Source organism: Bradyrhizobium sp. USDA 4449 (assembly GCF_054056275.1).
Window position 1 is genome coordinate 95,367 of sequence record NZ_JBSRYD010000001.1, and the last position, 25,221, is coordinate 120,587.

The following is a 25,221-nucleotide window of genomic DNA, read 5'->3' on the forward strand; positions in this document are numbered from 1 at the left end:
GGCCAGGAACCTTCTTCCGGTTTTTCCCGTTAACCGGATCGGAAGCCAAGAAACCAGGCCAAGACGTGAGTATCTCCGATGCTTGAAGCTGGCGTGCCATCCGCGGTCGTGCCCTACGGCGCAGACCAGACCATGTTCGTGGTGATCGATCGCCTCGACAAGACCACTGAAATCGGCGTCGAACGAAACGATCTCGATGCAGCGATCAAGGAGCTCGTCGCCGGCTGCTTCAACGATCCCGTCAAGGTGATCTCGTTCAACACGCTCGAGCACTGGATGAAGGACATCTCGACCGACGTCGCCGACGAGATCCAGGCGCGGTGCGATATCGATGGCGTGACGCTGCCGGATTATCTCAGCGATTTCGTCGAGAGCCACAGCTGAGCTCTTCGCGATACCCGCCTCAAATCGCAGTCAACAAAAAAGCGCCGCTTCCGCGGCGCTTTTCGTGTGTCGACATCACAATCCTAGTGGTGCCAGAATATTGCCAGCAGCAGGATGATCGGCAGCGGTACGCCAAGCAACCAGAGCAAAGCACCTCTTCCAAAGCCCATGATTTCCTCCTCCATGGTCATGCAGACATGACGTCGGAGACGGGAGGAAGTTCCGCGGCCCGCGGTGAGGACGAATGCGTGCAGAGCATGGATCGCGGGAGTTATAGCGTCAGCCGCGCCGCCGGCCGGCGATGACCTCGATCTCGCGGCGGCGGTCGCCGGCGAAGGTCAGGAGCTTTTCGATCGTCAGCGCATCCGTGATCCGTTTGGCAAGTCGCTCGGCGCGCGCAGCCTGATCTTCGAGATACTGGATCGTGTTCAAGCGCCGTCTCCCCCCAAAGCCCCGAATTGCCGGACATCCATCGTGCGGGAGAGCGACTAACAGCCGGTTAAGCAAGGTCCGGATCATGCTCTATTGCACCACGTCGAGCCGGACATTGGCGAGGCCCTTGTCGACCATGCCGAGCGCCTCGGCCGCGGACGGCGAGATGTCGACCACGCGTCCACGGACAAACGGCCCGCGATCGTTGACCCTGACGGTGACGAAGCGGCCCGAGGAGACATCGGTGACGCGCAGCCTGGTGCCGAACGGCAGCGTCGGATGAGCCGCGGTCATCTCGTTCTTGTCGAACCTCTCGCCGCTTGCGGTCTCGGTATCCGAATAGAAACTGGCGAGACCGTGCGAAGCGGTGGACTTGGCGTCCGCGGTCTCATCGTGGACACGCAGCCGGCTGACCGGGTGCGGATGCAGCGCTGCGAGACGGTGCGGATGCTCGATCGCCGCCTGTCTGCTGGTCGTGGCAAGGTCGGCCTTCTGTCGACCAACCGGTGATTGCGCGCATGCGGCGAGCGATGCGGCACCCACGATGCCGAGCAGCAAGCGGGGCGACATTGCCAGCGAAGTCAGGGTCGTTTCGGCACGTGCAAAGCGAGACATATTGCGCCCTCCGAACACGCCCAAGTTTCGGCGGGCAATGAGGGCAGAACCTTGTCTGAAGAAAAGCAGGCCTGAGGCCAGGGGCCGTTTCGCGCCAGCTGTGACGAATTCACCACAGTCACATGTCCCGTTTAGACACAGAAGCGCGCAAGATCAGCCCGCATTGCATCTCCGATGCATTCCGACCTCTTCCCGCTGAAGCTTGGGGAGTGGTTACGAGGCACTCTCGCTCGCTCCCTCTCCCCGTTCTCACGGGGAGAGGGAGGGATGAGGGGCCACCTCCGCAGGCTCGACTTGAATTGTGAGCCTCAGTATTTCGGCTCGTACATCTGCGACTGGACCAGGCCCTTCACGTCGTTGGGCGGGGGTCCGTCGGCAAGCCCGCGCTGAAAGGCGACGTCCGCGACGGCAACCGCAATGCGGGCCGAGACCTCGCGGATGCGCGGCAGCGCCGGATAGAGGCTGCCTTGATCCAGATCCTCCTTGCCGACGCAATTCGCAAGCGTATGGGCGGCCGCCATGAACATCTCGTCGGTCACGAGCCGCGAGCGGCTGGCGATAACGCCGAGGCCGACGCCGGGGAAGATGTAGGAGTTGTTGCCCTGGCGCGGCACGAAGGTGCGGCCATTGAGCTTGACCGGATCATAGGGACTGCCGCAGGCAAACAGCGCACGCCCCTCCGTGTAGCGGTAGGCATCCTCCGCCGAGCACTCCGCTTTCGAGGTCGGATTCGACAGTGCGAACACGATCGGCTGCGCGTTGAGCTCGGCCATCGCCTTCAGCACATCAGGGGTGAACGCGCCGCCGACCGCGGCGACGCCGATGATCGCCGTCGGCTTGAGCGTCTTGATCGCGGTGAGGAAGTCGGCGATCGGCGCCTGGTCGGTATGGGCATAGCGGAGCTTGTGGCCGGAGAGGCCGGCGCGGCCGCTGACGACGAGGCCGCGGGAATCCACCAGCCAGTTGCGCCGCAGCGCCTCCGCTTCGGTTGCGCCCTCCGCCATCATGGCGGAGACGACCAGATCGGCAATGCCGGTCGCCGCCTCACCCGCCCCGAGGAACAGGATACGCTGATCCCCGAGCTTGCCGCCGCTCACCTTCAGCGCCGAGAACAGGCCGGCGAGCGCGACTGCCGCGGTGCCCTGGATGTCGTCATTGAAGACGCAGGCTTCGTCCCGGTATTTGTGCAGCAGCTTGAACGCGGAATGATTGGCGAAATCCTCGAACTGGATCAGCACGCCCGGAAAGGTTTTTTGCGCGGCTGTCATGAACTCGTCGACGAAGCTGTCATAGGCTTCGCCGGTGAGCCGCCGCTCGCGCAGGCCGAGGTAATAGGGATCGTTGAGAAGCTCTTCGTTGTTGGTGCCGACGTCGAGCACGACAGGCAGGCATTGCTCGGGATGCACGCCTGCGCAGGCCGAATAGAGCGACAGCTTTCCGACCGGAATGCCCATGCCGTTGGCGCCGAGATCGCCGAGGCCGAGGATGCGCTCGCCGTCGGTGACGACGATCAGCTTGGCTGGATAGGGCCAGTTCTTCAGAATCTCGGCAATCTGGCCGCGATCGCGCGAGGAGATGAACATCCCGCGCGGCCGCTGGAAGATCAGGCCGTATTTCTGGCAGGCAAGCCCGACCGTCGGCGTGTAGATGATCGGCTGGATCTCGTCGATGTTGTCGACGACCACGCGGAAGAACAGCGATTCGTTGCGGTCATGCAGCGCATTCAGCGCGACGTATTTTTCCAGATCGGTCGGCAGCGTGCGCAGATTGGTCAGCACCCGCTCCGCCTGCGTCTCCATCGTCAGCACGCACGGCGGCAGCAGGCCGCGCAGACCGAGCGCGGTGCGCTCCGCCTCGGTGAAGGCCGTGCCCTTGTTGAGCAAGGGATCGCGCAGCAGCGCCATGCCTTGCATGGCTTCGGATGATGTCGGTTGGGCGCTGACCCGATCAGGTCTATTCACGAAATCCCCCAGGGAGTTTCTTATTGAAGGGGGATCATTGTCGGCCAGTGCTCAAGCGAGATCAAGGACCGTCCGAGCCTTGCATCGATTGTGATCTCGCACCGCAGCGAGATTTTCGCTGATAATCCCGGTTGCGCACGACGCAAAGGTTACCGCGAGCGAGTTCGAAGCCTGGTCGAACGTGATGTCGATCTGGTCTGCCACGAGATCGATCATGGCGGGGCCGCCGCCGCGAAAGCGCGAAGGCAAGCCGGAAACTATCCCGCGGCCCGCCGCGGCGTCAGGTTCGTGGCCATTTCGGCCGGCGACCCGACGTGCATCAGAATGGTCTGGGTGGCCGAAGCCACCTCGATGCCGTTCTGCTGGAAACGCTGCTTCATGCGGCGGTTGAACTCGCGCTGGACGGGCCAGCGCCCGGCCTCGGTGCAGCGGATCTGTCCGACGATCGACACCATCGCGCCGTCGACCTTGTCGATGCCCCAGAGCTCGAGATCGCCGCGGATCAGCGGGCGGAAGTCCGGCTCGCGGCGCATCTCCTCGACGATGTCCTTGAGGATCTGGCCGGCGCGATCGGTGTCCTCCTTGTAGGCGACATTGACGCTGACCGAGGCATTGCCGGCGCCACGGCTGGCGTTGGTGATGGTCGTCACCGCGCTGAACGGCACGATGTGCACGGCGCCATCGCCGGCGCGCAAGCGAATGGTACGGATCGAAACGTTCTCGACCACCCCCGATAGCCCCGACACGCTGACGGTGTCGCCGACCTGGACCGTGTTCTCCAGCAGCAGGAACAGCCCGGTGATGAGATCCTGCACCAGCTTCTGCGAGCCGAAACCGATGGCAATGCCGACGATGCCGGCGCCTGCGAGCAGCGGCGCGACATTGACGCCGATTTCGCTCAGCGCCGTCAGGCCGACGACGGTGGCGATCAGGCACAACAGCGCCGTGCGCAACATCGGCTGGAAGGTGCGCAGACGCGCCGCACGAGCATAGTGTCCATCGCGCGACAGCGTATTGATCTGCCGGTCCAGCAGCGCATTGCTGGCCTCCCAGATCGCCGCCGCGATGGCGACGGCGATGCCGATCGTCGCCACCGCCGAAATCAGCCGGCTACCGATCTGGCCGCCATAGAACCAGACGATGGCATCGACGCCCCAGACTTCGAGCACGGCAACCAAGCCGATGAGGGCGATCACGCCGGAGACGATCTTGCGCAACAGCGGCAGATAGCGGTTGGCGCGGATCTCCAGCCCCGGAAACCGCTGGAGTATCTCAGGCTGGATGCGAAAGCCGCGGTCGATCAGGCTCAGCGTCACCACGGTGGCGACTCGCGTGATCAGCACCACCGCGACGGTGCCGACGAAATATTGCAGCAGCAGCGAATAGCCATTGCGGATGTTCAGCGCCCAGACCGCCCACAGCGCCAGGTCGAGCGCAATGGCGAGATAATGCCAGCCGCCGGCGATGCGATTGCGCAGCCGCGCCGCGATCCCCTGCCGGTCCGCCGGCGCACGGATGGCGTCGGCGACCTGGCGGCGGCATTGCAGGATGATGACCACGATGAACAGATGAACGACCAGCATCACCATGCGGATGAGCGCGGCGTAGCCGGCGCGATGCAGGCCGAGCAGCAGCGCCACATTGGCAAAGGCGATGCCCGATACCGCGACGCCGACGATGCGGCGCGCCCAGATCTCGATATAGGCCGCGGTTTCGGCGCGCGCCGGAAACAGACCGAACGGCCCAGCCAGCGCGCGGACGAGACAGATGAGCCCGCGCGAAAACGCGTAGGCGTTGACGACGGCGAGGATCACAAGGCGCACGGTGGCGGGCTCGCCGATCTCCGTTCCGAGCAGCGTGGTCGCAAGGCTCACGAAAACGACCACCGGGAGCAATTCGAGCACCAATCGTCCCACCACGAAGGGCAGCCGCAGCAACACCTGCCAGACACGCGCGAGACTGTGCCGGCGCCTGTGCAGATCGGGCGCCGGAGTGACATCTGCGACCGAAGACGGCGGATCGGCAATCGGCAGCGCCTGCGCCGGCAGGCGCGCGGTCTGCGGCACGCGCGCTTCGAGGAAGGCGACCGGACGCCGGATCAGGCGGACACCGACCCATTCGGCCGCAAGCGCGCCACTGAACACCAGCGCCAGCTTCCAGGCGATTTCGATCAGGAGATTATAGGCATCAGGATCATTGGCAGTCCGCACAATCCAGTAATAGAAAGCCCAGAAATGCGTGAGCGTCCGCGCCATATCGGCGACATCGCGCGAGATCTCGCCGATCTCTTCGGACACCGTGAGCAGAAGCTGCGCGCCGAGACCGTCGGCCGACAGCGGGATCGGTGATTTCGACTCCGGCGCCGCTGCCTGCTGCTGGCCCGATGCATTGGCGATCGCGCGCAGCGTATCGATCATTTGCGCGCGCTTCTTGTCGTCCTGGAGCGTGTCCAGCGCCCGCCTGGCCTCGTCGGGCGACAGCGCAGGCGCGCCGCTGGCGACCGGAGCAGGCGGCTCTGCGCGGCTTGGAGACAGCGATGTGATGGAGAGAAAGAAGGCGACGAAAAGCGCCGAGGCAAGCTTCTGCGACACGCGGATTCCCCAAAGTAAATGAAACGCGCCGGCGGAATCGTGACCGCGCGAAGCACTGCGTCATGTCGGAACGGCGCTATTCGCCTCCGTCGTGTGTCGGAAGTAGGTCAAGGAGACGACAATGTCTTGGCATTTGCTGCATTGCAGGGAGCTTGAAACGCACAGCGCCGGGTAGGTAGGGGCTTTGCCTTACTGATGCAGCCCACTAAACCTGTACCCGGCGTGCCGTTCGCGGTTTACGCCGCTATGCGATAGTCCGAACGAGCTCCATCGCACTTAACGCGGCTGGATTTGCGGAGGTGGCGTCATAGACCTCCCCTTGCTCATGGTGTGGACTTTACGCGTCGCTTGCTTGCGACCGCCGACATGCTCCTCCCGTGACATAAAACTGTCAAGCGGGATTGGGGGCGGTCAGGATCACATTTGCGGGCCTGTTCCGCGATCGGAGCGATCGAGCGAAGGGAGCGGAATAAATCCCTCTTCGCAGCGTTTGTGTGAGAGACATATCCGCCGCATTGCCCATCCCTTTTCGGAAAGCCGCAGATGAAATCATTATCTTGCATCGCCGTGCTCGCAGCCCTCGTCAGCGGCTACGCGTTCGCGCAGACCGCGCCGCAGACTTCCACAACGAAAGTCGAGGGCACCGACAACGTCTACATCTTCCGCTACGGCGGTCATCAGTCGATGTTCGTGGTGACACCAAAGGGCGTGATCGCAACCGATCCGATCTCCTATTTGCGTCCGGCAAAGCCCTATATCGATGCGATCAAGGCCGTCACCGACAAGCCGATCAAATACGTCATCTACAGCCACCACCATTACGATCACATTGCCGGCGGCCAGCCCTTCAAGGACCTTGGCGCAACCTTCATCGCGCATCGCCGCACCAGAGAGCGGCTGCTCGAGCTCAAGAAGCAGAACGCGCTGCTGGCAGACATCGTGATGCCTGACCAGGTGGTCGACGATAAGAAGACCCTCACGCTCGGCGGCACCACGCTGGAGCTCGACTATGTCGGCCGCAACCATTCCGACAATTCGCTGGTGATGCGGCTGCCGAAGGAGAAACTCGTCTTCGTGGTCGACTTCGCGCCGATCGAATCCGTCCAGTTCCGCAACATTCCCGACAATGCCTCGCCGCTGGAATACATCGCCTCGCTGAAGAAATTGGCGTCGCTCGACTGGGAGCGCATGATCCCCGGCCATCCCAATGCCGGCGGCCGGCTCGGCACCAAGAAGGATGTCGAGGACGACATCGCCTACATGGAGGATCTCTCAGCCGAGGTGAAGAAAGCGGCCGATGCCGGCAAATGCATCGACACCGCGATGAAGGAGGTGAAGCTGCCGAAATACGAGAAGTGGGCGAACTACGAGGCGAGCCTGCCCGCCAATGTCGAGCGCTTCTGCTATTGGTGGGGCCGGGGGTATTGATCGCGTCGAACTCGCGGCGTGGGCAAAGGCGCGCGTTAGCGCCGTGCCCTACTGTGCATGAGGTTGTTTTCGCAGTTTTCGTTTCGTCCGCTTCTTAGCCCCCTTCTCCTCCTGCTCCAGCGCCCTGCGCACGTTGTCGAACTCCGCCCGCGAAGCCTTGTCGGCGCGGGGAAAGCGCAGGTCGAGCTTTTCCAGCTCCGCCACGATGACCGAGCCGATCACGACGCGGGCGAACCATTTGTGGTCGGCGGGGACGACATACCAGGGCGCATGGGGCGTCGCCGTGTGGCGCACGATATCCTGATAGACGGCCTGGTAGCGCGGCCATAGGGCGCGCTCCTTGATGTCGTCCATCGAGAATTTCCATTGCTTGGCCGGCTCCTCCAGCCGGTCGAGGAAGCGCTCGCGCTGTTCGTCCTTGGAGAGATTGAGGAAGAATTTCAGCACCAGGGTGCCATTGCGCGTCAGGTAACGCTCCCAGGCGGAGATGTCCTCGAACCGCTCCTTCCAGATGTTCTTGGTCACGAGCTTCGAGGGCAGCTTCTCATTGGCGAGGATCTCCGGGTGAACGCGCGTTACCAGGCATTCCTCGTAGTGCGAGCGGTTGAAGATGCCGATATGACCGCGCTCGGGCAGCGCCACGACGTGACGCCAGAGGAAATCGTGGTCGAGCTCATTCTTGCTCGGCTGCTTGAAAGCGGTAACCTCGCAACCCTGTGGATTGATGCCCTCGAAGATCGCCTTGATGGCGGAATCCTTGCCGCCTGCGTCCATGGCCTGGAGCACGATCAGCACCGACCAGCGGTCCTGGGCATAGAGCTTCTCCTGAAACGCGATCAGCCGCTTCTTGTTGGCATCCAGAATCTCCTGTCCCTGCTCCTTGTCCAGATCGCCCTTCTCGTCGGTCTTGTAGTCCTTGAGGTGGAACTTGCCAGACCCGTCATGCCGGAATGGCGTGATGTAGCGATCAAGTTCCTGGGCGAGCGATTTGGACGGCTTTTTGCTCATGAGCGCGGGGCACCTTGCGTTGCGGCTTCAATCGGTCAAGCACGCTACCAAGGATGCCCTTCGGAAGGAATATGATGAAAAGCACCAGCACCACGCCATAGACGAGGTTGTCCCAGCCCACCGCCTTGGTGCCGAAGCCGATGCGCAAGGTTTCCGCGAGCAGGATGGTGATGACCGCTCCGACCGTCGGACCGAGCGAGACGAACAAGCCGCCGACGATCGCCGCGAACACCATCTGGAGCGACACCGCGATGCCGGAGACGGTGTCGGGCGTGATGAACATCTGGTACTGGCAATAGACGGCCCCCGCCAGCGCCGTCATGACAGCGCTGATCAGCGTGATCTTGAGTTTCTCCGCGCTGACATTGACACCGGCGGCCGCCGCGGCATCCTCGTCCTCCGAGATCGCCTCGAGCGCATAGCGGCTCATGCTGCGGTCGATCACATGCCAGACGATGATGCCGCTGAACCACACCGCAAGCGCGACCAGATACCAGCTGGTCTTGTCATCGAATTGCAGCGCCAGGAGCTTGTTGCCGGAGGCGCGGTTCGGCGTGTAGCCGAGCGAGCCGCCGGTATAGTCGCGCGTCGCCGTGATGACCTGGAGCACGATGCCTGACAGCGCGAGCGTCACCAGCACGAAATAGTGCCCCGTGATGCGGAAGCGGAAACAGGGATAGCCGATGATGAGCGCCAGCACGCCGGCCGCGATCATGCTGAGGGGAATTCCGATCCAGGGCGACCAGCCCAGATGATTCCACGACAGCGCGGTGACATAGGCGCCGATTCCCATGAAGCCGCCATGGCCAAGCGAGACCAGACCGAACCGTCCCATCATCGACCACGACGTATAGGCGAACGACCAGATCAGGATCAGCACCAGAATGTGCAGGTGGTAGGGATCGCGGTAGACGAAAGGCAGCGCGACCAGAGCGATCAGTCCTGTCCCCCACGCGACAAGCCGGCCCGTCATCGTCGCCTCGCGAGCAGGCCCGCGGGCCGGATGAACATCATCACGATGAAGAAGGCGAAGGCGAGCACGTAGCCCCATTCCAGATCCGAGAACAGGCCGCCGAGCGAGATGATCTCGGCGAATACGAAGGCGGCGATGAAGCCGCCGATGAAATTGCCCAAGCCTCCGAGCACGCAGATCAGGAACGTGATCGGCCCAAATGACAGGCCGACGAAGGGGTGCACGTCATATTGCAGCACCAGCAGACAGGCCGCGAGCCCGGCCAGCCCGCCGCCGATCGCGGAGGTGATGAGATAGATGCGCCTGGTGTCGACGCCCATCAGCGCCATGATCTGCCGGTCCTGCGAAATGGCGCGGATCGCGGTGCCGGTGAAGGTGCGCGTCATGAACAGATAGACCGCGACCATGCCGACCAGCGCCGCCAGGAACGACAGAAGGCGTGCGTAGCTGAAATTCATGTCGCCGAAAGCAAGCACCGGCAGGCGGATGCCGAGATTGCGGAAGTCGATACCGAAGGCAATGGTGGCAAAGCTTTGCAGCACGAACAGCACACCGCCGGTTGCGAGCAGCTGGTTGATCGGCGGCGCGGTGAGCAGCGGCGCGATCACGAGGTAGTGCAGCAATGCGCCGAGGATCGCGACCAGCAGGATGGTCAGCGGCGCGGCGATGAAATAGCTGATGCCGTAGTACTGGACCAGGAAATACATTGCGTACATGCCGATCATCACGAGTTCGGCGTAGCAGATCCAGGTCACGTCGATGACGCCGAAAATCAGGTTCAGCCCGAGTGCGAGCAGCGCCAGTACGCCCCCGAGCAGGATGCCGTTGATGACCGCCTCGAGCAGGTAGATGTCGAAAATGTCCAGGAACGCCTGCATAACTCCCTCATACCCCGAGATACGCTTCCTTGACCGTGCTGCTCGCCAGCATCTCGGCCGAGGTGCCAGAGGCGCGGATCGTGCCGGCCTCGATCAGATAGGCCCGGTCGACCACGCGCAGCACCTGCTGCACGTTCTGCTCGACGATCAGCACCGTCAGCCCGCTGGCGCGGATTCGCTTCACGAGCTCGAACACCTGCTGCACCACGACCGGTGCCAGCCCCGCCGAGGGCTCGTCGAGCAGCAGGAGCCTTGGGTTCGACATCAGCGCACGGCCGATCGCGCACATCTGCTGCTCGCCGCCAGACATGGTGCCGGCCATCTGGTGGCGGCGCTCCTTCAGGCGTGGAAACAGGTCGAACACGACCTCGAGCCGCTCGGCATAATGGGCGCGAGCCTGCTTCATGAAGGCGCCCATCTTCAGATTGTCATCGACCGAGAGCTGCGGAAACAGGCGCCGGTTCTCGGGCACATGCGCGATGCCGAGACTGACGATCTTGTGCGGCGGCGTCGCCAGAACATCGACATCCTCCATGGCGATCAATCCGCGCGAGGGCCGGATCAAGCCGGAGACAACGCGCATCAAGGTGGTCTTGCCGGCGCCGTTCGGGCCGATGACGCCCACGGCCTCGCCGGCCTTCACGTCGAGATCGACGTCGAACAACGCCTGGAAGCTGCCATAGCCGGCGCTGACGCCGCGAAGCTCCAGCATCATTGGCCTCCCGCGCGACGGCGCGCTTCGGCGGCTGCGGCCTGCGTCGTCTCGGCATCGGCGCCGAGATAGACCTCGATGACGCGCGGATCGCCCGCGACCGCGCTCGGCAGGCCTTCCGAGATCTTCTCGCCGTGGTCGAGCACCATGACGCGGTCGACGACCCGCATCAGCACGCCCATGATGTGCTCGACCCAGATGATGGTGATGCCGAGCTCGTCGCGGATGTTACGCAGCATGTCGGCCGCTTGCCCCATCTCGGCCTCGTCGAGACCGCCGAGGCTCTCGTCCGCAAGCAACAGTTTCGGGCCGGTCGCGAGCGCTTTCGCAAGTTCGAGCTTCTTCAATCCGGCTGCGCCCAGGCCGTCCACGCTGGCATGACGATCGGTCGGCAATCCCACCAGCGCGAGCGCGCGCTCGGCCCCTTCCTCGGCCTTGACGCGGCTATGCCGGCCCTGGCCGTAAAATCCGGCGAGCGCGACGTTCTCGAACATGGAGAGGCGGCGAAACGGCCGCGGAATCTGGAAGGTGCGGCCGATGCCGCGGTTGATGATCCGGTGCGGTGCCAGCCCCGCGATCTCCGACCCGTCGAACCGGATCGAGCCTGAGCTTGGCGCCAGCGTGCCCGAAAGCATGTTGAAGATCGTGCTCTTGCCCGAGCCGTTGGGGCCGATCAGGCCCAGGATCTCACCCCGATCGACCTTGAACGACACGTTGTTGACGGCGATGAAGCCGCCAAACCGCTTCACCAGCCCGCTGACCTCCAGCACCGCCGCGCTCCGCTAGCTCGCTCCCTGCAGTTTTTTGTTTTGCTTTTCGCCCATCACATGGGCTGGACCGCGCGATGTCAAGCCTCGCGCTTCAGCGCGGGGCGAACTGCTGCGCGATGAAAGCCGTGACAAATCGGGGCATGGTCGGCATCAGGTCATCCATCCCGCGCACGAGATGGATGGCCGAGAGCTCCGGCTCGTCCTGCCGGGCCAGATTGGCCTCGATCCGCGCGCGAACCGCCTCAGCCGGCATATCCAGGTTGAGGATCCGTATCATTGCAAGTGCTCTGCCGGTGACGACGCAGTGCCAGTCCGGCTCCGCCGAATAATCGGCGGGGCCGAGGCCGGTCTCCTCCTCGATCTCGCGGACGACGCTGCCGGGAATGTCGAGCCTGCCGTCCCTGACGTCGTCGAGATCGGGCGTCCCCGACGCAAAGTAAATGCGCCCGGGATTGGCGGTATGGCGAGCCATCTCGCCCATCACGAAGGCGCCGTCGGACGTGCGCAGCGCCCCCATGCCGAACCCGTTGAAGACAGCCGTATCGGGGAAGCCCCAATCGCGCCAGGCAAGGAAGCTCGCGAAGTCAGTCTCGAAATAGGTCGCGGCGAGATGACCGTCGGCGAAGACGGGATCGCGGCCGAGCAGGACTCGGCCATTCCAGAGTTTCGGCCGCTCGCGCCGCTGCTCGGCGAAATGCGCTTCGATCTCGGCGCGCCGCTGCTCGGCAAACGGCCAGACGACAGGACGTACGGCAAGATCAAGCGTCGTGACACGATGAATGGTCGATGAGGTCATGACGCTGCTTACCGCGAGATCGCGTCAGCTATTTGGCACTGCCAGTGGTCTTCTTGGCCTGGTCGACGAACTTGTTGGTAAAGGTCTTGCTCACGTCGATCTTGGCATTGGCCACCTCGGGCGAACCAACGCTGAACACCGCGAGCACGGCGTCGGCGCCCTTCGGATCCATCTTGCCGGTCTCGGAGAACATCGGGATCGTGTTCTTCAGCGCCGCGAGATAGAGGTCCTTGTTCTTGCCGACCATCTCCTCCGGCATCTTGGCCATGATCTCTTCGGCCGAATGTGCGTGGATCCAGGCAATCGTGGCCAGCATCGCATTGGTCAGCGCCTGCGTTTCCTTGTCATGCCCCGCAATCCACGCCGCGGTCGAGTACAGCGCACCGCCGGGATATTCGCCGCCGAACGTCTCGAGCGTGTCCTTTTGCGTACGGGTATCGCTGAGAATGCGCAGATCCTTGTGGCTGCCCTGGAGCACCGTGACGGAGGGATCGAGCATCACCGCAGCGTCGATCTGCCCCTGCTCCATCGCAGCCACCGCGGTGGCGCCGAGGCCAACGCCGATCACGGCAGTGCCCGCGGGATCAAGCCCGTTCTTCTTCAGGAGATATTTCAGGAAGAAGTCGGTGGAGGAGCCGGGTGCGCTGACGCCGACTTTCTTGCCGGCGAGGTCCTTGACCGACTTGATGTCGCCCGTGTGCGAGGGCGCGACCACCAGCACGAGCCCGGGATAGCGGTCATAGACCACGAAGGCCTGCAACTCCTGCTTCTTCGCGGCGAGGTTCACGCAATGGTCGAAATAGCCGGAAACCACATCGGCGCTGCCGCCGAGCACGGCCTTGAGCGCGTCCGAGCCGCCCTTGAGATCGACCAGATCGACATTGAGACCGGCCTTCTCGTATTCGCCGAGTTGCTTGGCCAGCACCGTCGGCAGATAGCAGAGGCAGGCGCCGCCACCGACCGCGATGGTCACCTTGCTTTGCGCTGCGGCAAAAGAGGTGGTGAGCGTCAGCGCGAGCAGCGCGCCGGCGAGCCTGGCAATCGTGTTCTTCATTGGTTTCCTCCGTTCGGCTGGCGGCACCATAGAGCAGCGGGACTGGCTTGAGAAGGACCGCTAAGTGCACTGGCCATCAGCCTTTTGGCGCAATAGCATGCGCCCGCAACAACAATCTCTGACGGGGAGAATAGTCCATGAATCGCTTGACTGCCGGGCTGTCGATCACTGCCGCCTTCGTCGCCGGATGCGGCGCAACGCATTTGCTGCGGCCGGCGCTCGCCGCGGAAAGCATCACCGCGCAGATCATCCATACCGGCGAGATGGAAGGCGATGCGCTCGGTCCCGCCAACCAGGTCGGCTATCGCTCCAAGACCTTCATGACCGCCGACGGCGCCACCGTCTCGATCCAGGTCGGCAACGTGCCGAAGCACCTGCATCCCAACACCAACGAGATTCAGTACATCCTCGACGGCACCGGGACGATCTGGCTCGGCGACAAGGAAGTGACGGTGAAGCCGGGCGACCTCGTCATCATTCCGAAGGGCACTGCGCATGGCGGCACCAAGCCGATCAGCGGCCAGGTCAAGGCGATAGCGATCAAGACGCCGCCCCAGGCGCCCGACGACGTCAAGCTGCTGGATTGAGGGGTCGCGACGTGGCTCGCGCCAATGCGCGGGCCTTTTTTTGCGGCTAGCCCCGCCCATCCACGGTCGGCCGCCACACCAGCAGCCTCCGCTCCACCAACGTCACTCCAATATCGATCAGGATGACGAAAGCCGACAGCACGAACATGCCGGCGAATACGCCGGCAACGTCGAACACGCCCTCGGCCTGCTGGATGAGATAGCCGAGGCCTGCGGCTGATCCCAGATACTCGCCGACGACGGCGCCGACCACGGCGAAGCCGACCGAGGTATGCAGCGAGGAGAACATCCATGACAGCGCCGACGGCCAATAGACATGCCGCATCAGCTGCCCCTCGCTCATGCCGAGCATGCGGCCATTGTCGAGCACCGTGCGGCTGACCTCCTTGACGCCCTGATAGACGTTGAAGAATACGATGAAGAACACCAGCGTCACGCCGAGCGCGACCTTGGACCAGATGCCGAGCCCGAGCCACAGCGCAAAGATCGGTGCCAGCACGACGCGCGGAAGCGCGTTGGCCATCTTCACGTAGGGATCGAACACGGCGGCAACGAGCGGCTGTCGCGCAAACCAGAAGCCGATCAGCACGCCGCCAACCGAGCCGATCACGAAGGCGAGGATGGATTCCCACAGCGTGATTGCCAGATGCTTCCAGATCACTCCGGTCGCGAACCACTTCGCGATCTGGCTGAACACATCGACCGGATTGGAGAAGAAGAACGGCGGCAGCAGGACCTTTCCAAAGACCGGGACGCTCGAAAAGAACTGCCACAGCGCGATGCAGACGACCGCGACCAGGACTTGCAGTGCAAGCAGCGTGACGCGCGACATCAGATCGCCTCCGTCGCTTGGGCAGTTTGCGCGTAGCCCTTCATTACCTCGTCCTTGAGCACGCTCCAGATCTCGCGATGCAGCGCATGGAATTCCTTGTCCATCCGCACCTCGAAGATGTCGCGCGGGCGCGGCAGCATGACGCGCCAGTTGCCGATGATGCGCGAGGACGGGCCGGCCGACATGATCACGACCCGATCGGCGAGCGCGATAGCCTCTTCGAGATCATGGGTCACGAACAGCACCGCCTTGCGGTCGGCATTCCAGAGGTCGAGCAGCAGATTGCCCATCACCTGGCGCGTCTGCGCATCGAGCGGCCCGAACGGCTCGTCCATCAGCAGGATCTTGGGGTCGCGGATCAGGACCTGTGCCAGGGCCACGCGCTTGCGTTGACCGCCGGAGAGCATATGCGGATAGCGGCCCGCAAAGGCGCCCAGGCCCACGGACGTCAGCCATTTCTGTGCCTGGGGCAGCGCCTCTGCGCGCGGCATTCCCCTGATCTCGAGCCCGATCGCGACATTGTCGAGCGCGGTCTTCCAGGGGAACAGCGCGTCGGCCTGGAACAGATAGCCGGCGTCCCGGTTCAGCCCTGCGAGCGGCCGGTCGAAGATCGTGGCACGGCCCGCAGCCGGCTTGAGCAGGCCGGCTGCGACGTTGAGCAGCGTGGATTTTCCGCAGCCGGTCGGACCGACGATGGCGACGAACTCGCCCTGCGCGACCGTCAGATGGGCCTTCTCCACCGCGGTGTAGACCCGCCCGTCCCCCAGCCGGAACGCGACCTTGGCATCTTCCAGCGCCACCGCCATGGGCGTTGTCATGTGTTTCCTCCAAACTTGGCTCGATGCCTTAGCCGCTCGCGCGGCCAAGTTCAATCAAGGCGCCAAGCGTGCTACGCATGGGTCTCGACCACCACCCTCCCCGGAGGGCAAGCGAGCTGAGTGCACGTCGGATGCCGTCCAGACCGATGATTGGCTACACGCGCGTCACCAAGAGCTTCGGGCCCCTCAGGGCCGTCGACGCTTTGTCGCTCGACATCGCCGAGGGCGAGTTTCTGGCCATCGTCGGGCGGTCGGGCTCGGGCAAGACGACGCTGCTGCGTCTCGCCAACCGGCTGATCGAGGCCGATGGCGGCTCCATCACCGTCGAGGGCGAGGACGTCCGGAACATCGATCCGGTCGCGCTGCGGCGCCGGATCGGCTACGTCTTTCAGAGCGGCGGGCTGTTTCCGCATTTGAGCGTCGCGGACAATATCGGGATCACCCCAAAGCTGCTCGGCGCGCCCGCAGCCGAGATCGCGGCCCGGGTCGACGAACTGATCGAGCTCGTGCAACTCGAGCGCGCCGCCCATCGTGACCGGCTTCCGGAAGCGCTTTCCGGCGGGCAGCGCCAGCGCGTCGGCGTGGCGCGGGCGCTGGCAGCCAGGCCGCGCATCGTGCTGATGGACGAACCGTTCGGCGCGCTCGATCCCCTGACGCGCGATGCACTTGGCGAGGACTTTCGTGAACTGCATCGCAAGCTCGGCCTGACCACAGTGATGATCACGCACGACATGACGGAAGCGATCCTGCTCGCGGATCGCATTGCGGTGATGCGCGGCGGCAAGCTGCTGGCGCAGGGCACGCCCGCTGAACTGTCCGACAGCAGCGATGCCTATGTGCTGGAGCTGCTGCGCACGCCGCGGCGCCAGGTGGAACGGCTGAATGCACTGCTGCCGCAAGGCGGTGCGGCATGAGCCTTTTCACCGATCCGCGCTGGGGCGAGGCGCTGTCGCATTTGCCCGACTATCTCGGCAATCATGTGCGGGTGAGTCTCGCCGCACTTGCGCTCGGCCTGATCGTCAGCCTGCCGCTCGCAATCGTCACACGCAACCGCCCGGCGCCGCGCGCCATTCTGCTGGCGCTCGCCAGCATCGTGCAGACCGTGCCGGGACTGGCGCTGCTCGCGCTGTTCTATCCGCTGCTGCTGGCGGCCGCCTCGGTGACGCTTGCCTGGCTTGGTGTCTCGTTCTCCGCGTTCGGCTTCCTGCCGGCGATGCTGGCTCTGGCGCTCTATTCGATGCTGCCGGTGCTGCGCAACGGCATCACCGGGCTCAACGGCATCGACCCCGCGCTGATCGAGGCCGCCAAGGGTGTCGGCATGACGGCGCGGCAGTCGCTCCTGATGGTCGAGCTGCCGCTGGCGCTGCCGGTCATGATGGCCGGAATCCGCACCGCTGCCGTGTGGGTGATCGGCACCGCGACGTTGTCGACGCCGATCGGACAGACCAGCCTCGGCAATTACATTTTTGCAGGGCTTCAGACTCAGAACTGGGTATTCGTGCTGTTCGGCTGTTTGGCCTCGGCTCTGCTCGCGCTCGCCGTCGATCAGCTGCTCGGCCTGATCGAGAGTGGTCTGCGCCAGCGGCGTCGTCTGCGCACGATATTTGGCGCTGCCGGGATCGCAGCGCTGGTTGCGGCGACGCTGGTGCCGGCGATGGGACGTTCATCGTCCGGCTATGTCGTCGGCGCAAAAACCTTTGCCGAGCAATATGTGCTCTCGGCCCTGCTCAGGGACCGCCTCCAGGCGGCGGGTCTTTCCGCCACCGCGCGATCGGGGCTCGGCTCCAGCGTGATCTTCGGGGCACTGAAGGCCGGCGATATCGATCTCTATGTCGACTATTCCGGCACGCTCTGGGCCAACCAGCTGCACCGCACCGACATCAAGCCGCGCGCGGAGCTGGTCGCAGATCTGAAGACGGCGCTCGCGAAAGACAACATCACGCTGCTCGGCGAGCTCGGTTTCGAGAATGCCTACGCGTTGGTGATGCCGAAAAAGCGCGCCGACGCGCTCGGCATCCATACCATTGCCGACCTCGCCGCGCACACCTCGACGATGTCGATCGCCGGCGACTACGAGTTCTTCTCGCGGCCCGAATGGGCGGCGCTACAGAAGGCCTACGGTCTTCAGTTCAGCGCACAGCGCCAGATGCAGCCGGACTTCATGTATGCGGCGGCCGCCAGCGGCGAGGTCGACGTGATCGCCGGCTACACCAGCGACGGCCTGATCGCGAAATACGATCTGGTGGCGCTCGATGATCCCAAGCAGGCGATCCCGCCCTATGACGCCATCCTGCTGCTGGCACCGAAGCGCGCCGGCGACGAGCGGCTCAAGGCGGCGCTGAGCCCGCTGCTCGGCAAGATCGACATCACCACCATGCGCGAGGCCAATTTGCGCGCCAGCGGCAACGACGCGAACTCGTCCCCCGATGCGGTGGCGAAGTGGCTGTGGGAGAAGGTCGGCCGACCGTAGATCGGATTGAGGGGGTGGCCGCAGGGGACTCCAGCCACCCCCTCCTGCCCATCTCTGGAGGATGAGACGGGCAAAGCATGATCAATTCACGCCCTCACCTCCTGCCGCTGGAACAGCACATAGCTGAACGCGAACAAAATGATGGTGCCGGCTATGAGGCCTACGGTCTGCGGCCATGCAATCATGATGCTCTCGCCGAAGGGCAGCGGCGCGCCCATCACGGCCCCACGGAGCTGATCGAGGAATACCGGCCCCAGCGTGCGGGTCGTCGGCGACAGCACAGCCAGCATCGCTTCCCCGAACAGGTCGTTCGGCGACAGCCGGAGCAGCTCCTGCATCCAGACCGCGGTGGCCGGATCGTTCAGGCCGAGCAGCGCGTAGCGCGGATCGACCGGCGCGATCGCTTGCGCCAGGGCTGGGGCCAACATCGGCCAGAGCACCGTCAGGAACAGCCAGATGCCCAGCGCGACCAGCGCCGCAGTGGCAGCCGACCGGAACACGGTGGACAGCAGCATCGCCAGCGACAACCATACGCCGGCGTAGAAGATCGCCACGATCAGGAACACCGCAGACCGCGCGATCTCCTCGCCTCCCGGCGGCACGCCGAGGAAGATCAGTCCGAGCCCGATCACCAGCAGCCACAAGGCGGCCAGACTGATCCCGATCGTGGCGAGTGCGGCCAGGAATTTACCCGTCAGCAGCGCGTCGCGATAGATCGGCTGTGCCAAGATACGCGACATCGTTCGCCTGTTGTGCTCGCTATTGACGGCGTCAAAACCGAGCCCGATCGCCATCAATGGAATGAGAAAGCCGAGGATCGCGACAAAGGACGGCAAGGGCGCCTGGTCGATCGTGAACAATCGCAGCAGGAGGAACGGATCTTCGGCCGTGTTCTGCCGGAGGCTGCTGATCGCTTCGTAGAGCGCGGCGAGCGCCGTGGAGAGGATCAGCAGTTCCAGCACCAGCATTCGGCTGCTGGCGACGTGATCGGAGAGCTCCTTGATGAAGACCGTCGACAATCCCCGAAACGGTGATCCTTCACGCCGCATGACGAACGTCTCCCGCGGACTGGTCCTGGAAATAGCGTGCGTAGATCGTTTCGAGGCTCGGTTCGTCGACCGACAATCGTCGCAACGCCCCGTCGCCCGCAACCACGGCGCGGGCCGCATCCGGACGCACGTCACGCTCGGCCGTCATGCGGTAACGGTCGGCAGCAAGGGTCTCTACCTGGGTCACGCCCGGGATCATCGCCAGCCGCCGGGCGATGCCCGGTCCCTCGGCCTCGACTTCCACGACGAAACCGGCTCCGAGCACCTTGACGGCGAGTTCCGGCACCGTCCCCATCAGCACGATGCGGCCGTTCCGGAATAGCGCAACGCGGTCACAGACGCGCTGGACCTGGTCGAGCATGTGAGATGACAGCAGCACGGTGACGCCCTCGGCTTTCAGCTCGCCGATCAATCCGAGGAATTCCTGCGTCGCTTGCGGATCAAGCCCGGACGTCGGCTCGTCGAGGATTGCGATCTCGGCGCGCTTCATGATGATCTCGGCCAGCCCCAGCCGCTGCCGCATGCCGCGCGAGTACGTTGCCACGCGTCTCTCGGCGACCTCGGCCAGACCAACGCGGGCAAGCGCGGCCTCAATCCGCGCTGCCCGCTCGGCGCGGGCAAGGCCCATGAGCTTTGCCGTGTAGGCCAGGTTTTCGACAGCGGTAAGCTGATCGTAGAAGCCGACGGCATCGGGCAGATAGCCGACCCGCTGCTTGACCTTCAGCGGCTCGCGCGCCGGATTGAAGCCGAGCACGCTGACCTCGCCCGACGATATCTCGGTGAGGCCCAGCATCATCAGGATGGTGGTGGTCTTGCCGGCGCCGTTCGGGCCGAGCAGGCCGAACACCTCACCGCGGGCGATGCCGAAGTCGATGGAATCGACGGCGACCGATTTTCCATAACGCCTGATGAGGCCACGTGCCCTGATGACGGGGTCGTGGGGCCGGCTGTCGGGTTCGGTTTGTAGCTCGCTCATCGCCGTCCGAACCTCGCAACTGCACCAAGCATCAACAACAGCGCGACGCCGATGACGCCGGCGCCGGCCACGCCCCACACCGTCGACGTGGCGACGGTGATGCGGAACTGGCTCGAGGCGCTTTCGCCACGCGTGGTGGCGCGGATGGTGGTCTGGTAGTCACCGGCCAGCGACTTGTCGCTGGGCGTAACCAGCGCCTGCACCTCACTGTCTTTCCCGGGCACGAGACGCTCGATCGTGGCCGGCTCGAACGTCACCTTCCATCCGTTCGGCGCAGTGCCCGCCAGCGCGATGTTCTCGGCCGGTGCCGTACCGGTGTTGGTCACGACGACCGGGATCGAGCTTTGCTTGCCCGCAACGGCGCGTGCGCTCAAGAGGCCGTCGCGGCCGGATATCTGCAGCTGCGGCTCGCCGACGACGTCGAGCGCGAGCTCGGTCGAGGCGGAAGCATCCTCCGCCTTGACGGTGACCTTCACCGGAAAATGGCCGGCATCCAGCGTGGTTGGCGGACGCACCTTCAGCTTGACGTCCTTGGACTGGCCGGCGTCGATCGGGATCGAGGACAGCTCCTGCGTGCCATAGGCTTCCGTGAACGAGGTCTCGAAATTGGCCGGCGCTTCGGCGGCGAAGCTGGCGACGAGATTTCGGCCCGAGTCGTTCTTGATCGAGAGCGTGTAGTCGAAATTGGATTTGGGGCTGCCACGCAGGGACGGCAGGTTCGCCTTCACGGTGAGCTTCGCCGGCAGTTCCTTGGCGAGCGACACGGCGATGGGAAGCTCTGCGCTGCTGCCCTGTCCCTCGGCCTTCACCGTGAGCGTATGCGTGCTAAGATCGCTGCCGGCAGGAACATCGAGCCTGAGCTGGAGCGCGACGCTGCCGTCCGGCGCCGGCATCGCTGCGCCGACGGGCTGGCCACCGCCAAGCAGCGTTGCAGTCCAGCCGCTTGGCACGTTCGCGACCGAAAGCTGGTAGCGCTGCGGCGACAGATCGTAGTTTTGCAGACGCAGGGAGATGTTGCTGGTGGTGCCGGGACGCACGGTGACCGCCGGATAGTCGGTCATGAGATAGAGGCCCTTGATGTCATGCGTCGGTTCGGCCGCATGGGCGACCGGGCTGAACAGCATGAGGGCAAATGCAAGACGCGCGACGTCAAGCGCTCGCATGGACGATACTCCTGCAAGGAAAGGGTGACCCAGAGATTGCAACACGCCGACTGAAAAGATCGTGGCGGCGGCGTTTCGGATGATGGGCGCAATCGTGACAAAGTTTGGGACGCGAGGCACCGCACCAATTACAAGTCGGTGATCTCAAGCCTTTTCAGCTCAGACTTTAGTTTTAAAACACGATCCCGCGTCAGAAGATTAATACATCGTAATGCGATATGTTGTCGTCGCTCCTGGACGACGCGAAGGCGGATGCTAGAGCCCGTGGATCATCCCGGCATCGATCAGCAGCCGGTTCAGCCGGCGCGCCTCGGCCCCGTCCTTGCAGCCGTAGAAGATGCCTTTGCAGCGGAGCATGATCCGTTTCTGCTCGGCGAAGGACGGGTCGAGCGGGATGCCAGCGGCTTCCTGGATGACCAGCGGCAGATAAGCACCGTCGATCGTCTCCATCACGGTGTCGCTTTTCACCGGCTCGAAATTGATGGCGTCGATCGCGTAATAGGTCGCGTAGAGGCGTGGATCGTAAGCGTCGAGCATCTTGCCGATCGCGCCTTCGTCGAGCCCGGGCTCGAGGATGCCGGGCGCGAACTCGGGCTGGTGATCGCCATAGCGAACGATCAGGAAGGGCTCGCCGGGAAACGTTTTCTTCAGGCCCGCGAGGAAGGCCTTGTATTGCTCGGCGCTCATGGCCTGACGGCGCAGATATTCGTCGATGGACGGCTCGTTGCCCGGTGCCCGCCAACCCGGCAGCAGATCGGGGCGGAAGCGCGTCTCCCATGGAAAATGATTGGCGCCAAGATAGACGAAGGCGAACAGCGGCTTGTTCGGCGTCCGCTCGCCCATCAGCCGCAGCGCCTTGTCGTAGAAGAAGCTGTCGGGCTCGACGTCCTTGGCACCGAGATCCTTTGCGTCGAAGACACGCTCGACGCCGGTTGTCATCTGAAAGCTGCGCGCGCCCATGAAGCCACCATAGGCAGGATAGAGCGACATGGTCTCGTAGCCGCAGCGGCGTAGGCTGAGCGGCAGGCCGCGCTCGACGCGGCCGGACGCAATGCGGGTGACGAAATAGGCGAAGCGGCCGAACGAACGCGAGGAGAGGCCGGCGAGCACGTTGTATTCGGTGAACCAGCTCGGGCCGCCATTGCTCTCGGCCAGGAAGGTGCGCGCCTTGCCGTCCCAGGATTTGAAATGGCTGCCGTAACCCGGCGGCGCCTTGATGCCATCAGCGGCGCGGATGTCGAAACTCGATTCATCATGGATCATGATGATGTTGGGCCGGCGACCGGCCGGATGGCAGGCGTCGACCAGAGGAATGTTGAGCCGCTCGTCGGTCGACGCAGCCGACTCCATAAAGCCGTACTGAACGAAATCGGAAACCGCGGTGACGCCCGAGCGGAAGAACTTCGAGAGATAGCCGTCGTCGTAATAGCCGCGCCAGGCTTCATCGGGATGATAGACGGAATAGAATACCAGTCCGGCGAGGCAGGCGAGCATGGATGCGAGCGCCGGCAGGCGGCGTATACGGAACGGATCGAGCCACCACAGCGCATACATCAGCGGCAGCGTGACGAAGCCGGCACCGATCACCGACCAGCGCAGGTTCGGGAAAATCGTGAACAGGAACGCGACCGTGTCGCGGTCGATCATCATCAGATCGATGAAGTTCACCGTCATCTGGACGACGTCGTGCTTGAGCCGCGACAGCAGCACCAGCACCACGACCATGGTCAGCGACAGCGCGCCCGACGGCGCCGGCCGGCGCAACAGCGTGATCCAGGAGAAGTTGAGGATGCCCCAGGCAAGCAGGAAGGAGAGACGCGAGCCGAAATCGGTCTCGGTCTCGTACATCAGCGCGAGCGCAGCGAAATGCGGCGCAGCCACCGCAAGCAGCCGCCAGAGGCCGAGCGCGGCAACGCTCGCCAGGACGTCAGTGGTGGCGGAAGGACCTGGATTGGGCGCGGACGCCATCGACGGCACGCTGAACTTTAAGTCCGGCGCGGTGATGCAGAGCCGCCTGGCCGGTCTCAATACGGCCCGGACGTCCGGCGCAGCCGGCTGCACCGTGTCATAAAACTGTAATGGAACGGGCACGGGCAGGCAACGCGATCCAGCATCCGACCTTCGCTTAGTGTTAGCGGGCGGCGAAGAGCCGCGCCCGGCTGCCCTCTAGGACTTCGCGATCCCGGCAATGAACAGGTCGATCACCCCTTCCGCCATCCGCTCGATCTCGCCCTCCCCCACGCCCCAGCGCGGAAAATGGCCGTCGAGATTCATGCGGGCGAACCCATAGATCAGGGCGCGACCGGCGATCAGGATGCGCTTGAGGTCGGTCGATCGCAGCAGGCCCTGCGCGGCCGCCTCAGCCAGCATCCGCTCGGTCAGCACGACGAGCTCGGCATTGTCCCGGGTCAGCTCGGCCGAGCTGCCATGGGCAAAATATCGGCCGGTGGAGATGATCTCGAAATGCGCCGGGTTGCGCATGGCCCATCGCACATAGGCGAGGCCAAAGGCGCGGAAACGCGCCAGCGGGCCGGCGGGGCGAGCATCAGCCAGCGTGGCCTCGATCTCGGCGCGAAAGCGCCGCTGCGCCTCCTCGGCCACCGCAGCCATCAAGGCATCGCGATTGGGAAAGTGCCGGAACGGTGCACCGGGCGACACCGCGGCCCGACGCGCGGCCTCGCGCACCGACACCTCGGCGCCTTCGGCCGCCAGTTGCAACGCAGCATCGATCAGCACACGGCGGAGGTCGCCGTGATGATAGGGCCGAGCTTCGGACGCCCGGTGGCGGGCGCGGGGTTTTGGGGTCTGACGGGCGGGCATAACGCCTTCTAGCATCACCCGAACGTGAGTATAAGCAGCGATTACATCATTGACGGGGGCTTGTCCGGGAATGTAATCACCGATTACATGCTGAAGGAGACGACCATGTCCCGACGTCAAAGCTGGTTCGAAGGCTGGCGGGTGCTCGCCGCGCTCGCGCTGACCTTGATCGCCTTGAGCGTCTGGATTGCCTCGATGCGTCGGTTCGAGGTCGACGGCGTTCGCATGGTGATCCGCTTCACGGCGCGGAGCTCGCTGCTGCTCTTTTGCCTCGCCTTCAGTGCCTCGGCGCTGGCGAGGCTCTGGCCCAACGCCTGGACGCGCTGGCAGCGCCGCAACCGCCGCTATCTCGGCTTGAGCTTTGCGGCCTCCCACGCCATTCATGCCGTCGCCATCGTCGTATTCGCGAAGATGGATCCGGCGGGTTTTGTGGCGGCGACCTCACCGGCCTCCTACGTCTTTGGCGGAATCGGCTATGCCGCGATCATCGCGATGAGCATGACTTCGTTCGACCGCACCGCCGCGATGATCGGACCGCGCACCTGGCGCACGCTGCACCTCGTGGGCGGTTACTATCTCTGGTTCCAGTTCATGGTGTCGTTCGGCAAGCGCGTGCCGGCGATGCCCGCTTACGCGGCGTTCCTCATTCCGCTGCTCGCGGTGATGACGTTGCGGATGATCGCAATGGCCGCCCACCCACGCGGACGGACGGCCGAAGCGGGTTGAACGTCGATCAGCCCTGCGGCAACAGGCCGAGCCGCTTGGCGAAAATGCGGTCGACCGTTCGGCCACGGGTCCGCGCCGAGCAGCGGCCCGAAGAATGTAGGGGGAGGCCGCGCCACGGCAATGGCACGCGTTTCTCAAGCCGCGCGCAACGATAGGCGCTGCAAGAAGGCGCATCCGG

At 64.2% G+C, this 25,221-nt stretch carries 24 protein-coding genes; 6 read left to right on the top strand and 18 right to left on the bottom strand.

Annotated elements, in window-relative coordinates:
• Positions 1-78 precede the first annotated feature (78 nt).
• Positions 79-384, top strand: a complete 306-nt coding sequence (locus ACVIIW_RS00465; RefSeq protein WP_456698936.1) for a hypothetical protein — start codon at positions 79-81, stop codon at positions 382-384.
• A gap of 279 nt (positions 385-663) precedes the next feature.
• Here ACVIIW_RS00465 and ACVIIW_RS00470 read toward each other — a convergent pair whose 3' ends face one another.
• The 4 genes from ACVIIW_RS00470 to ACVIIW_RS00485 form a co-directional block, all read right to left on the bottom strand.
• Positions 664-816 (bottom strand): hypothetical protein, encoded by a 153-nt coding sequence (locus tag ACVIIW_RS00470; RefSeq protein WP_456698937.1) that lies wholly within the window; start codon positions 814-816, stop codon positions 664-666.
• A 90-nt stretch (positions 817-906) separates the two neighbouring features.
• A complete protein-coding gene (locus ACVIIW_RS00475) occupies positions 907-1,431 on the bottom strand; it encodes a septal ring lytic transglycosylase RlpA family protein (RefSeq protein WP_456698938.1) in 525 nt (174 codons plus the stop codon).
• Positions 1,432-1,739: 308 nt separating this feature from the next.
• Positions 1,740-3,392, bottom strand: a complete 1,653-nt coding sequence (locus tag ACVIIW_RS00480; RefSeq protein ID WP_456698939.1) for an NAD-dependent malic enzyme — start codon at positions 3,390-3,392, stop codon at positions 1,740-1,742.
• Positions 3,393-3,649: 257 nt separating this feature from the next.
• The gene (locus tag ACVIIW_RS00485) at positions 3,650-5,983 is read right to left on the bottom strand and encodes a mechanosensitive ion channel domain-containing protein (protein ID WP_456698940.1); all 2,334 of its coding nucleotides are present in this window, start codon (positions 5,981-5,983) and stop codon (positions 3,650-3,652) included.
• A gap of 543 nt (positions 5,984-6,526) precedes the next feature.
• Between ACVIIW_RS00485 and ACVIIW_RS00490 the strand changes: the two genes are divergently transcribed.
• Positions 6,527-7,411 carry an MBL fold metallo-hydrolase gene (locus ACVIIW_RS00490; RefSeq protein WP_456698941.1) on the top strand — a complete coding sequence of 295 codons (885 nt, stop codon included), beginning with the start codon at positions 6,527-6,529 and terminating at the stop codon, positions 7,409-7,411.
• A gap of 48 nt (positions 7,412-7,459) precedes the next feature.
• On the opposite strand, the gene ACVIIW_RS00495 is transcribed toward ACVIIW_RS00490, so the two are convergent.
• The 7 genes from ACVIIW_RS00495 to ACVIIW_RS00525 all read right to left on the bottom strand — a co-directional run bounded on the left by ACVIIW_RS00495 (position 7,460) and on the right by ACVIIW_RS00525 (position 13,602).
• Positions 7,460-8,419 carry a polyphosphate kinase 2 family protein gene (locus tag ACVIIW_RS00495; RefSeq protein ID WP_456698942.1) on the bottom strand — a complete coding sequence of 320 codons (960 nt, stop codon included), beginning with the start codon at positions 8,417-8,419 and terminating at the stop codon, positions 7,460-7,462.
• Positions 8,379-9,392: a branched-chain amino acid ABC transporter permease gene (locus tag ACVIIW_RS00500; protein ID WP_456698943.1), complete on the bottom strand. Its 1,014-nt coding sequence runs from the start codon at positions 9,390-9,392 to the stop codon at positions 8,379-8,381. The genes ACVIIW_RS00495 and ACVIIW_RS00500 overlap by 41 nt, the downstream gene beginning before the upstream one ends.
• Entirely contained in the window at positions 9,389-10,270 is an 882-nt protein-coding gene (locus ACVIIW_RS00505; RefSeq protein WP_456698944.1) for a branched-chain amino acid ABC transporter permease, read from the bottom strand. The genes ACVIIW_RS00500 and ACVIIW_RS00505 overlap by 4 nt, the downstream gene beginning before the upstream one ends.
• Before the next feature lie 7 nt (positions 10,271-10,277).
• Positions 10,278-10,982 carry an ABC transporter ATP-binding protein gene (locus ACVIIW_RS00510; protein WP_456698945.1) on the bottom strand — a complete coding sequence of 235 codons (705 nt, stop codon included), beginning with the start codon at positions 10,980-10,982 and terminating at the stop codon, positions 10,278-10,280.
• Positions 10,982-11,752 carry an ABC transporter ATP-binding protein gene (locus ACVIIW_RS00515; RefSeq protein WP_456698946.1) on the bottom strand — a complete coding sequence of 257 codons (771 nt, stop codon included), beginning with the start codon at positions 11,750-11,752 and terminating at the stop codon, positions 10,982-10,984. The genes ACVIIW_RS00510 and ACVIIW_RS00515 overlap by 1 nt, the downstream gene beginning before the upstream one ends.
• A gap of 91 nt (positions 11,753-11,843) precedes the next feature.
• Entirely contained in the window at positions 11,844-12,548 is a 705-nt protein-coding gene (locus tag ACVIIW_RS00520) for an NUDIX hydrolase (protein WP_456698947.1), read from the bottom strand.
• A gap of 28 nt (positions 12,549-12,576) precedes the next feature.
• Positions 12,577-13,602 (bottom strand): ABC transporter substrate-binding protein, encoded by a 1,026-nt coding sequence (locus tag ACVIIW_RS00525; RefSeq protein ID WP_456698948.1) that lies wholly within the window; start codon positions 13,600-13,602, stop codon positions 12,577-12,579.
• 137 nt (positions 13,603-13,739) lie between these two features.
• On the opposite strand from ACVIIW_RS00525, the gene ACVIIW_RS00530 reads away from it, so the two are divergent.
• The gene (locus ACVIIW_RS00530; RefSeq protein ID WP_456698949.1) at positions 13,740-14,189 is read left to right on the top strand and encodes a cupin domain-containing protein; all 450 of its coding nucleotides are present in this window, start codon (positions 13,740-13,742) and stop codon (positions 14,187-14,189) included.
• 46 nt (positions 14,190-14,235) lie between these two features.
• On the opposite strand, the gene ACVIIW_RS00535 is transcribed toward ACVIIW_RS00530, so the two are convergent.
• Positions 14,236-15,021, bottom strand: a complete 786-nt coding sequence (locus ACVIIW_RS00535) for an ABC transporter permease (protein ID WP_456698950.1) — start codon at positions 15,019-15,021, stop codon at positions 14,236-14,238.
• On the bottom strand, positions 15,021-15,839 hold the full coding sequence (locus ACVIIW_RS00540) for an ABC transporter ATP-binding protein (protein ID WP_456698951.1): 819 nt from the start codon (positions 15,837-15,839) through the stop codon (positions 15,021-15,023). The genes ACVIIW_RS00535 and ACVIIW_RS00540 overlap by 1 nt, the downstream gene beginning before the upstream one ends.
• Before the next feature lie 131 nt (positions 15,840-15,970).
• Here ACVIIW_RS00540 and ACVIIW_RS00545 point away from each other — a divergent pair, with 131 nt between their 5' ends.
• Positions 15,971-16,753 (top strand): ATP-binding cassette domain-containing protein, encoded by a 783-nt coding sequence (locus ACVIIW_RS00545; RefSeq protein WP_456698952.1) that lies wholly within the window; start codon positions 15,971-15,973, stop codon positions 16,751-16,753.
• Positions 16,750-18,309, top strand: a complete 1,560-nt coding sequence (locus tag ACVIIW_RS00550; protein WP_456698953.1) for an ABC transporter permease/substrate-binding protein — start codon at positions 16,750-16,752, stop codon at positions 18,307-18,309. The genes ACVIIW_RS00545 and ACVIIW_RS00550 overlap by 4 nt, the downstream gene beginning before the upstream one ends.
• A gap of 86 nt (positions 18,310-18,395) precedes the next feature.
• Here ACVIIW_RS00550 and ACVIIW_RS00555 read toward each other — a convergent pair whose 3' ends face one another.
• The 5 genes from ACVIIW_RS00555 to ACVIIW_RS00575 all read right to left on the bottom strand — a co-directional run bounded on the left by ACVIIW_RS00555 (position 18,396) and on the right by ACVIIW_RS00575 (position 24,233).
• Positions 18,396-19,358: an ABC transporter permease gene (locus tag ACVIIW_RS00555; RefSeq protein ID WP_456698954.1), complete on the bottom strand. Its 963-nt coding sequence runs from the start codon at positions 19,356-19,358 to the stop codon at positions 18,396-18,398.
• Positions 19,348-20,334, bottom strand: a complete 987-nt coding sequence (locus ACVIIW_RS00560) for an ABC transporter ATP-binding protein (RefSeq protein ID WP_456698955.1) — start codon at positions 20,332-20,334, stop codon at positions 19,348-19,350. Before ACVIIW_RS00560 ends, ACVIIW_RS00555 begins: the two co-directional genes overlap by 11 nt.
• Positions 20,331-21,497: a COG1470 family protein gene (locus tag ACVIIW_RS00565; RefSeq protein WP_456698956.1), complete on the bottom strand. Its 1,167-nt coding sequence runs from the start codon at positions 21,495-21,497 to the stop codon at positions 20,331-20,333. The genes ACVIIW_RS00560 and ACVIIW_RS00565 overlap by 4 nt, the downstream gene beginning before the upstream one ends.
• A 255-nt stretch (positions 21,498-21,752) precedes the next feature.
• Positions 21,753-23,465 carry a sulfatase-like hydrolase/transferase gene (locus tag ACVIIW_RS00570; RefSeq protein ID WP_456705050.1) on the bottom strand — a complete coding sequence of 571 codons (1,713 nt, stop codon included), beginning with the start codon at positions 23,463-23,465 and terminating at the stop codon, positions 21,753-21,755.
• Positions 23,466-23,663: 198 nt separating this feature from the next.
• Entirely contained in the window at positions 23,664-24,233 is a 570-nt protein-coding gene (locus ACVIIW_RS00575; RefSeq protein WP_456698957.1) for a TetR/AcrR family transcriptional regulator, read from the bottom strand.
• Positions 24,234-24,422: 189 nt separating this feature from the next.
• Here ACVIIW_RS00575 and ACVIIW_RS00580 point away from each other — a divergent pair, with 189 nt between their 5' ends.
• A complete protein-coding gene (locus ACVIIW_RS00580; protein WP_456698958.1) occupies positions 24,423-25,043 on the top strand; it encodes a hypothetical protein in 621 nt (206 codons plus the stop codon).
• The last annotated feature ends 178 nt before the right edge of the window (positions 25,044-25,221 follow it).

Bases quoted from the DNA above. Each gene is read 5' to 3' on its own strand.
- ACVIIW_RS00495 (WP_456698942.1), bottom strand. From the start codon at position 8,419: ATGAGCAAAAAGCCGTCCAAATCGCTCGCCCAGGAACTTGATCGCTAC.
- ACVIIW_RS00550 (WP_456698953.1), top strand. From the start codon at position 16,750: ATGAGCCTTTTCACCGATCCGCGCTGGGGCGAGGCGCTGTCGCATTTG.
- ACVIIW_RS00545 (WP_456698952.1), top strand. From the start codon at position 15,971: ATGCCGTCCAGACCGATGATTGGCTACACGCGCGTCACCAAGAGCTTC.
- ACVIIW_RS00500 (WP_456698943.1), bottom strand. From the start codon at position 9,392: ATGACGGGCCGGCTTGTCGCGTGGGGGACAGGACTGATCGCTCTGGTC.
- ACVIIW_RS00580 (WP_456698958.1), top strand. From the start codon at position 24,423: ATGTCCCGACGTCAAAGCTGGTTCGAAGGCTGGCGGGTGCTCGCCGCG.
- ACVIIW_RS00535 (WP_456698950.1), bottom strand. From the start codon at position 15,021: ATGTCGCGCGTCACGCTGCTTGCACTGCAAGTCCTGGTCGCGGTCGTC.
- ACVIIW_RS00560 (WP_456698955.1), bottom strand. From the start codon at position 20,334: ATGAGCGAGCTACAAACCGAACCCGACAGCCGGCCCCACGACCCCGTC.
- ACVIIW_RS00520 (WP_456698947.1), bottom strand. From the start codon at position 12,548: ATGACCTCATCGACCATTCATCGTGTCACGACGCTTGATCTTGCCGTA.
- ACVIIW_RS00555 (WP_456698954.1), bottom strand. From the start codon at position 19,358: ATGCGGCGTGAAGGATCACCGTTTCGGGGATTGTCGACGGTCTTCATC.
- ACVIIW_RS00465 (WP_456698936.1), top strand. From the start codon at position 79: ATGCTTGAAGCTGGCGTGCCATCCGCGGTCGTGCCCTACGGCGCAGAC.
- ACVIIW_RS00510 (WP_456698945.1), bottom strand. From the start codon at position 10,982: ATGCTGGAGCTTCGCGGCGTCAGCGCCGGCTATGGCAGCTTCCAGGCG.
- ACVIIW_RS00490 (WP_456698941.1), top strand. From the start codon at position 6,527: ATGAAATCATTATCTTGCATCGCCGTGCTCGCAGCCCTCGTCAGCGGC.
- ACVIIW_RS00525 (WP_456698948.1), bottom strand. From the start codon at position 13,602: ATGAAGAACACGATTGCCAGGCTCGCCGGCGCGCTGCTCGCGCTGACG.
- ACVIIW_RS00570 (WP_456705050.1), bottom strand. From the start codon at position 23,465: ATGGCGTCCGCGCCCAATCCAGGTCCTTCCGCCACCACTGACGTCCTG.
- ACVIIW_RS00475 (WP_456698938.1), bottom strand. From the start codon at position 1,431: ATGTCTCGCTTTGCACGTGCCGAAACGACCCTGACTTCGCTGGCAATG.
- ACVIIW_RS00565 (WP_456698956.1), bottom strand. From the start codon at position 21,497: ATGCGAGCGCTTGACGTCGCGCGTCTTGCATTTGCCCTCATGCTGTTC.
- ACVIIW_RS00540 (WP_456698951.1), bottom strand. From the start codon at position 15,839: ATGACAACGCCCATGGCGGTGGCGCTGGAAGATGCCAAGGTCGCGTTC.
- ACVIIW_RS00530 (WP_456698949.1), top strand. From the start codon at position 13,740: ATGAATCGCTTGACTGCCGGGCTGTCGATCACTGCCGCCTTCGTCGCC.
- ACVIIW_RS00505 (WP_456698944.1), bottom strand. From the start codon at position 10,270: ATGCAGGCGTTCCTGGACATTTTCGACATCTACCTGCTCGAGGCGGTC.